Source organism: Bacillus pseudomycoides DSM 12442, from assembly GCF_000161455.1.
Taxonomy (GTDB): Bacteria; Bacillota; Bacilli; order Bacillales; family Bacillaceae_G; genus Bacillus_A; species Bacillus_A pseudomycoides.
On the sequence record NZ_CM000745.1, the window covers coordinates 5694800 to 5699696 of the forward strand.

General features: G+C 31.4%; 6 protein-coding genes and 3 pseudogenes. 4 read left to right on the plus strand and 5 right to left on the minus strand.

The window, feature by feature from the left end; translation table 11 throughout:
- The 3 genes and pseudogenes from BPMYX0001_RS29875 to BPMYX0001_RS28760 all read right to left on the minus strand — a co-directional run.
- Nucleotides 1–474, minus strand: a pseudogene (locus BPMYX0001_RS29875) (transposase); the annotation flags it as partial.
- 105 nt (nt 475–579) lie between these two features.
- Nucleotides 580–1062, minus strand: a complete 483-nt coding sequence (locus BPMYX0001_RS28755) for a PRK06770 family protein (protein ID WP_006097664.1) — start codon at nt 1060–1062, stop codon at nt 580–582.
- A 145-nt stretch (nt 1063–1207) separates the two neighbouring features.
- Nucleotides 1208–1423: a hypothetical protein gene (locus BPMYX0001_RS28760; RefSeq protein ID WP_033799564.1), complete on the minus strand. Its 216-nt coding sequence runs from the start codon at nt 1421–1423 to the stop codon at nt 1208–1210.
- 137 nt (nt 1424–1560) lie between these two features.
- Here BPMYX0001_RS28760 and BPMYX0001_RS28765 point away from each other — a divergent pair, with 137 nt between their 5' ends.
- The 4 genes and pseudogenes from BPMYX0001_RS28765 to BPMYX0001_RS28775 all read left to right on the plus strand — a co-directional run bounded on the left by BPMYX0001_RS28765 (nt 1561) and on the right by BPMYX0001_RS28775 (nt 3612).
- Nucleotides 1561–2061, plus strand: a complete 501-nt coding sequence (locus BPMYX0001_RS28765) for a hypothetical protein (protein WP_006097666.1) — start codon at nt 1561–1563, stop codon at nt 2059–2061.
- A 277-nt stretch (nt 2062–2338) separates the two neighbouring features.
- Nucleotides 2339–2596 (plus strand): hypothetical protein, encoded by a 258-nt coding sequence (locus BPMYX0001_RS28770; protein WP_033799565.1) that lies wholly within the window; start codon nt 2339–2341, stop codon nt 2594–2596.
- 196 nt (nt 2597–2792) lie between these two features.
- Nucleotides 2793–2953, plus strand: a pseudogene (locus BPMYX0001_RS31895) (DUF6262 family protein); the annotation flags it as partial.
- Between the two features lie 125 nt (nt 2954–3078).
- The gene (locus BPMYX0001_RS28775; protein WP_006097667.1) at nt 3079–3612 is read left to right on the plus strand and encodes a GrpB family protein; all 534 of its coding nucleotides are present in this window, start codon (nt 3079–3081) and stop codon (nt 3610–3612) included.
- A gap of 277 nt (nt 3613–3889) precedes the next feature.
- Here BPMYX0001_RS28775 and BPMYX0001_RS28780 read toward each other — a convergent pair whose 3' ends face one another.
- On the minus strand, nt 3890–4366 hold the full coding sequence (locus BPMYX0001_RS28780; RefSeq protein ID WP_033799566.1) for a YhfM domain-containing protein: 477 nt from the start codon (nt 4364–4366) through the stop codon (nt 3890–3892).
- Between the two features lie 403 nt (nt 4367–4769).
- Nucleotides 4770–4897, minus strand: a pseudogene (locus BPMYX0001_RS34425) (Rpn family recombination-promoting nuclease/putative transposase); the annotation flags it as partial.

Consider the following 4897-nt stretch of genomic DNA (forward strand, 5'->3'; position numbering starts at 1 on the left):
TTCTAGTTGAATCTTAATACCGGCTGTTTGTGCACATCCTCCTGAACCAGGATAAATAGGAGCTAAATGATTGGGTACTTGAAAAATAGTAGCATCTAAAATACGTATACGTTGAAAATACGAAGTATATTGGTTTTGGATCTGAGACGAATCGTTTAGTTGGCTTTTGACTAAAAGAGAAAATATACGCTGTAGAAATAAAACAGCGCATTGGTTAAAGCGTTAATTAAGTCCTTCTGGACTCATGAGTGTAGCTGTATTTGCATAAAGTTGACTACATAATCGGGTGAGGGAATCACTTGCTACATGTTGACTGATCCAAATACATAAAGCAGCCAAATCTCGTGCGCCATACTTACTTTTACGTTTTACAAAGCCTGTCTCTTGTGCAAGTTGTTGAAGAATATGTGGAGATAGATATCGCTGTAGTTCTTCAGCAAACAAATGAAACTCATCTTGAATCGAAAAGCGCATAAAAAACGCCATCCTTTCTGTATATTTCTACAAAAAGAATAGCGTATTTTTTCATTTTAGAGGGCATTTCTTTTTATTAGCTTGATACCGATGTGACGATACCCTTTATTGTTTTTCAGACTTCGCTTGTTCTAGAATGTATGCTTCTTCTTGTTCCGGTGTCGCTAATTCGTATGCTTTACCAGTGCTGTTATTGTCCCATTCCCATAATAAATTATGCTCCTCAACCGATTGAGAGAAATCGCCTTCATACCAACGAACCAAAATCTTGAGGTACTGTTCTTTATGTTGTAAGGTTCCACTATTACTTTCATCAATCGCTCGACGTACTTTTCCGATGTTTTCTGGAGTCATTTTGATAAATCCTTGCTTTTCGTGAGATAATACTTTTTGATGAGTCATTTTGTGCATTGCATTGATTATATGACGATCAGAATTGAGGTCAAGTATTACCTCTTCCCCTTTAATTCTCTCAGTCTGCTTCTCCTTAACGTCTGAACCTGCATACGTACTGACTTTGTAACCAGTAAAAATACCAACTGCTATAGCAATAACTAAGATTGATGTGATTTTAATCCACTTTTTCAAACCTCTTACCCCCCTTTTACTGAAGTGTACCATAAAAGAAGAACTGTATACCCATATCTATCTGTGAGGTCTACATAACGCATCATTATCAGCAGTAAAAAAGCTAGCAATAAGCTAGGGATAAACAAATATTGAATATAAAAATTTAATTACTGTTTTTTAATGGAATGTTTTTAAATTTATGTAGAAATATAGATATTCCTAACAATAATATTCCTACAGCAAACATAATAACTTTACCTTGAGATACTTCTCGTCCATTCCAATAGTCTAAAAACATTAGTAATCCATTTTGGACTAACAGAAAAATAGAAAAAAGCGTTGTAAAAGATTTAATTAAACCAAATGTAGATCTTTGCATATATTACACCTTCTTTTTTAGAACTATATTTTAATTATATACTAATCCTTTTTATTCCATTTTAACATATTAATAAATTTAAACAATTTAATATTTGCGCAAATCCTTTTAGGGAGTACGGCAACGATTCCTTCTTTTTGGAGCCACTTACAAAATTAAAAAAGGGACTACCAACTAAAAAAAGCTTCGTTTTTACAGGTAGATTCCTTTTAATTTCTATTTGTTTGTTCTTTGGAACAGGATTACTTGCATCACAACTTACTGAATCTGTTGTAAGTAATAATGATGTTAAAACCTTTTCAGAGGATGAAGTAGACAAGATTATTGATGATAACGATAAAAAAGTAAAAGACCTAGAAAAAGGGGTAAGAGAATTAAAGGAATTCAAATCCAATAAAAATTATTATGACAAACTTAAATCATATAATTCATTGAAACAATATATGACTTATGATGAAGTTATCGCTGCTTTTGACGGGGAAAAAGGAGAAGGAACAACAGAAAATATAAACAATACAAAAAACAAAACTTTTATATGGGATCTATATACTGAAGAAGTGATTTGCCGTTTTTCTTATGATGTATTCAAAAAAGAATTTGTATTAACATCTTTCTTGAAACAAAAGAAACCCGAATAAACCAAATACTGATTTGAATGGTATTTTCTCAATAAAAATATAGATAAATATGGTAAAATTATATTTGGATGGGAGTCCAATACATATTATTAAAATTAAAGTGGTTAACAAGTCGGAGAAAGGCACCTTAAGGTGTCTTTTCTTTTACCTTTTAGTTATGTTTTGCAATTAAGGAAGCGGTATAAGTATATAAACCTCTGTACAGCATATAGGAACAGTAGACTTAAACACTCTAACTATAAGTTTTAAGCGATAAATATAGAAGGGGGAAGTTTTTATGACGTGTTGCACAAATTGCAAAAGAAGATGGAATGCTTTGCAGGTATGGTCATTGTTCTTTAAAAGAGAAGGGAAAGACTGCCCGTATTGTCTTCAAACTCAATATCTGTCAGCTGATACATTAAGACAATTTTCAGGAACGAGATTACTCAACGTAGATCCATTATTCCTGTGGATTTTTCCTGTTTTCGCTACATTGAGTGAAAAAGATGAAACATACAACGTTCTTTTTAAGGATAAATCAAATGAAAAATAATACAAACTAATTCCTTAACGTACAGGGAACCGGCTAAAATGTGTCTAAACGTACATTAATTAGAGTATTATGAAGAAAGGATTGTTCGTTCAATATAGAGACGAATATCCTCTCTTTTTATAGATATTAGAAATATAAATAATAGCTTACATATTTAGTATAATTCGTTCATTATGTAGATCATGTTTAAATTATGCAAGTTCCTACACCGAAACAAGTGAAACGTGAGCTGGATGATAATAACAAAGATGCCATTATAGCTTCATTACAACGTCGCATGAAGAAGTTGGAAGAATAAAAAAGGAATTACGAGAACAGTTAAAAGTGGTCTACTCAGAAGTTTATAAAAAAATATAAATCATTTTATAAGGGAATGTCATACCCATACTTATTCAACTAAAAGGTGCGGGTTAGTTTGAGAAGGGTTAAACCATGAATCATAGAATTAATTTAATAATCTCTAATGTTGGAAGGAGAAAAGAATGGGATTAGGATTAAAAAAAGATGAAGTAAAAGTGGTTCCATACACCGCTGATTGGAGTACAGAATTTTTAAAAGTACAAAAGGAAATATACCAATGTACAGGTATTAGTGAAAATCGTATTGAACATATCGGTAGTACAGCAATCAAAGATATGTTAGCAAAACCCATTTTGGACATATTAGTAGCAGTAGATGATTTAGGCACATTAAATTCTTCCATTATAAACGGGCTAAAGAGCATTGGATTCCTTCGGTTAAGAGTAGAAAAACCTAATGAAATTGTATTTGCGAAATTTACAGATAACACTTATGAAGAAAGAACCCATTATATTCACCTTGTAGAATTTGAAAAAGAACTATGGAAAAACTTAATTTTTTTTAGAGATTATTTAAATGCGAATGAAAATGCACACAAAGAATATATCAACATAAAATTGGATTATTTAAAGAGGCATTCTACGGGGATAAATGAATATACCAACCACAAGGAAAGTTTTGTGAAAAGCATATTTGAAAAAAGGATAGATAACTAAGTTATATACGATTGTCGGTCCCAAGGAGGCGGTACAACAGGATATATGACCTTCAACTTCGTGATTTCACCACCTTTGCCAGATGATACTTCAGGAGTTGAATTAGTCTTTAAAGGATTTAGCACACCATTTGCGGACAAGCCAATAGGTACTGGATTTGTAATTTAACTAGACTAATACAAATTGTCTTAAAACAAATATACGTTTATTGGTCCAACTGGAGATTTTAGTTGAATTTCGTTTAAAATAAATAAAAGGTGGACAAAATGTCCACCTTTTATTTATTTTTAAGTAAGTTTATTAACTTCTTTGAATCACTATCTGTTAATTTGTATCCTGGAACTTGAACTTGTTCCATGCTCGTTTGCTCTCCTAATGTAACAACCGTATCATTATCGGTTATCCAAACTAGATATTTTTGATCTGATCCATCTTGGAATTTCACATTTATCTTGTTCTCTACAAAAGATAACGATTCTTTGTCTATTGATAAAGATTTTTCTTTCGCATGGTTGATTCCATCCACAAAATCCTTTACATTTTCTCTGTTATTAAGGATTTTTGATGTTTGGTCTTTATTAGATGTAATCTCAATTTCTTTTATTTCCTTATTTTTAAACTGTATAGAGGATGCCTTAGTGTATTTTTTTGTATCTTGACTTTCCATTGTTTTAGAAGTGTTAGATTGAGTAGTACATCCCACTAAATTGCCAAGCAATAGAAAAGAAAGTAGTAAAGTAATCCAGAGTTTCATAATGTTATCTCCTTAATCTAAAAATTTATTTCTTTTACTATGTTTTTTAAGAATATCATATAGTAAAGAAAGATATACAAATAAAAATTAGGTATAAGTTGAGAAATTACAATCAAACCTTTAATAGGGTGTTTTTGCCCTTCCCCTCGGAAAAGGGGGAATAACAAAAAATCACTGCAAAAACTCTTATAAATAAAGATTGTGGGTTTCTTTTAAAAATTTCAGTTTCAAAAAGTATACTTTTTGACATTACGTTTAAAATTCTTATGAATTAAGCTTATTCCCCTTTTTCGGGGGTTGTGCAAAGATACCCTATATTCAACCTTTCCAGGAAAAAAGAATGAGAATGAAATAAAAAAAAAGCTTTGCGAATTGTTTCGCAAAGCTTTTGTAATAGTACGTATTATAATAGTAGTTTTCGTATTTCTTCTGTACTTAGACCAGTGAATTTCGCAATGTCTTCTAACAGCATACCATTCTTATGCATACCACGTATTAATTGAACTTTCCCTTGTTCAATGCCTTCTTCTC